Genomic DNA, 2857 nt, shown 5'->3' with positions numbered 1-2857 from the left:
CTGCCAGAGCTCTCACCAGCCTTATTCGGTACCTTTATTATCTTAATAGCCAACGCAATTGGCGCATATGCGAGTGTTTATGCGTTGACCTCCGGTAACTATAACGTCATCACAATTCGAATTGCGAGTCTGGTATCGGGAGACCTGTTCCTTGAACCTAATCTCGCCGCTGCAATTTCGGTGATTCTAATGGCGTTACTTGCCTTTATCACAGTGATTAACCAATGGCTCATTTCGAAAAGCTATGCAGGTAGGAAGTAGTCATGCACAACGTTAATACGCGATTCCATAAAACGGTGGTTTATTCCATTGTTGGGATCATGCTCATCCCGATTTTAGCGACCTTTGTCTATTCGCTTTCATCACGCTGGGGTGCTACGGTGCTTCCGGATGGTTTCACTTTTGATTGGTACGTTAAATTGCTGACCGACCCACGCTTTTTGCAAGCGTTTGGGCGTTCGCTGTTTATTTGTATTGCTTCGCTAACCCTCAGTGTGATTCTGGTTCTGCCAGCGATATTCGTGGTGTTTTACTACTTTCCAAGGCTCGATAAGCTCATGAACGTATTGATTTTGCTACCATTCGCTGTACCACCAGTGGTGTCCTCCGTCGGCTTGATTCAACTTTATGCTGACAGTGAAATCTCCCTTATCGGTACTCCTTGGATTCTAGTAGGTACTTACTTCACCATCGCGTTACCGTTCATGTATCGTGCGATTTCTAATAGCTTCGAAGCAATTAACCTTAATGATTTAATGGACGCTGCACATTTGCTAGGAGCAAGCACAACCAAAGCGTTTTTGATGGTCATTTTACCTAACCTCAAAAAAGGACTGATGGCATCGCTTTTCCTTTCATTTTCATTTCTATTGGGAGAGTTTGTGTTCGCCAATATTTTAGTCGGCACACGTTATGAAACCCTGCAAATCTACTTGTATAACATGCGTCAGACGAGCGGCCACTTTACGTCTGCCTTAGTGATGACCTACTTCCTATTTATTTTTTTACTGACTTGGTTGGCAAGTCGTTTCAGCCGAGGAGTCAAACAATGAGCTATGTAACAGCGAAAAATCTGACTAAACGTTTTGGTGATAACACCGTATTTGAGGACATTCACTTTAACATCGAGCAAGGTGAATTCATTACGCTTTTGGGCCCTAGCGGTTGTGGTAAATCGACACTACTTCGCAGCCTTGCTGGGCTTAACCCTGTCGATGGAGGCGAGATTTGGGTAAACGGAGAAGATATCACGCATCAAGTCCCGCAAGAGCGTGGTATTGGGATGGTCTTTCAATCGTATGCGCTGTTTCCCAATATGACCGTCGAAGGCAACATTGCATTTGGCTTAAAAATGAAAAAGCTTGCGAATGATGATATTCGACGTGAAGTGGCTAAAGTCATCAAACTGGTGGATCTGGCAGGTAAAGAAAAACACTATCCGCATCAACTTTCTGGCGGTCAGCGCCAGCGTGTCGCACTCGCTCGAGCGTTGGTGGTGAAACCTCGCATATTATTGCTTGATGAGCCACTTTCTGCGCTTGATGCCAAAATCCGCAAACACCTTCGTCAGCAAATCCGAGACATTCAGAAAGAGATGAATCTCACCACTATCTTCGTAACTCATGACCAAGAAGAGGCGATGATTATGTCTGATCGTATCTTCCTAATGAGTAAAGGGGAAATTGTTCAAGCAGGAACACCTGAAGAAATTTATACTCATCCTGCTAACGAGTTTGTGGCCGGTTTCATGGGGCACTACAACCTTGTAGAGGCCAATAAAGCCAAGCAACTCTTCAACATTGATACCGAATGGAAAGTAGCGATTCGCCCAGAGTCTATATATGTAAAAGAGCAAGGTCGTCAATATGATAGCCACATCTCAGCGCCACAAGTAGGTACGATCACCAACCACCAGCTTCTAGGTAATGTTATTCGCTATCAAGTGAACGTTGAAGAGTGTGAGCTCACTGTTGACTTACTTAACCGCTCTTCAGAACGCTTACTAGCGAATGGCAGCCAACTAGAGCTACTCTTTAACCTAAACGAAATTCAACCAGTGAGAGCCTAAACATGTCCAAACCTTTGTATGTTTTTGATATGGATGAAACCCTAATAAACGCTGACTGCGCAATGATTTGGAACGAGTTTATGGTTGAGAGAGGCATCGCGACTGATCCTTTATTTATTAAGGAAGATCAGCGTCTAATGGCCTTGTACTCTGAAGGCAAAATGGACATGGAAGATTACCTAGCGTTCTCCATGAAGCCACTAGAAAACATGCCGATTGAAGAAGTAAACGCCTTGGTTGAAGAATGTGTTGAAAGCCATATTTTGCCTAAACAGTTCCCTCAAGCCAAAACCCTGATTGAGCAACTGTCTCGTGATGGTATAGATATGGTTATCATCTCTGCCAGCGTCACTTTTTTGGTGGAAGCCGTTGGTCGCCGTCTTAATATTCCAACCGCACTCGGAATTGATTTAATCGAGAAAAACAACCGTTATACTGCTGAAATCGACGGTATCCCGAGTTATCGTGAAGGCAAAGTCACGCGATTAAAACAGTGGCTAGAAAATCAGCCTGAGCCTTATTCCGAAATCCATTTCTATACCGATTCAATCAACGATTTACCGCTTTGTGAATACGCGAACTACGCTTATCTGGTAAATCCATGCCCACAACTAAAAGAACACGCGAATCGATCAAACTGGACGCTATTACGTTGGAATTAGCCTTCGGTCTTTATAGCAATAAAGGGCAGCTAACTGCTGCTCTTTATTGCTATAATTGTCTGGTTATACGTGAAGTCAAATTTGAGACCGTCGAAAAAAACACACCAGTAACAAAATGGCGTAAGCC

3 protein-coding genes and 1 pseudogene are annotated in these 2857 nt (G+C 43.8%); all 4 read left to right on the top strand.

The features are described from left to right. A pseudogene (locus tag CAG69_RS13985) lies at nucleotides 1-261 on the top strand (ABC transporter permease); the annotation flags it as partial. A 2-nt stretch (nucleotides 262-263) separates the two neighbouring features. Continuing rightward, the gene (locus CAG69_RS13980) at nucleotides 264-1052 is read left to right on the top strand and encodes an ABC transporter permease (protein ID WP_161444755.1); all 789 of its coding nucleotides are present in this window, start codon (nucleotides 264-266) and stop codon (nucleotides 1050-1052) included. Further along, entirely contained in the window at nucleotides 1049-2068 is a 1020-nt protein-coding gene (locus CAG69_RS13975; protein ID WP_005373862.1) for an ABC transporter ATP-binding protein, read from the top strand. The genes CAG69_RS13980 and CAG69_RS13975 overlap by 4 nt, the downstream gene beginning before the upstream one ends. A 2-nt stretch (nucleotides 2069-2070) precedes the next feature. Continuing rightward, complete coding sequence (locus CAG69_RS13970; protein WP_161444753.1) at nucleotides 2071-2730, top strand: HAD family hydrolase; 660 nt, start codon at nucleotides 2071-2073, stop codon at nucleotides 2728-2730. Nucleotides 2731-2857: the final 127 nt, after the last annotated feature.

The organism is Vibrio sp. V43_P6S15P86, assembly GCF_009904725.1.
Classification (GTDB): Bacteria; Pseudomonadota; Gammaproteobacteria; order Enterobacterales; family Vibrionaceae; genus Vibrio; species Vibrio diabolicus.
Note: the sequence above shows the minus strand (reverse complement) of the source record. Positions and strands in the feature narration are given on the sequence as shown.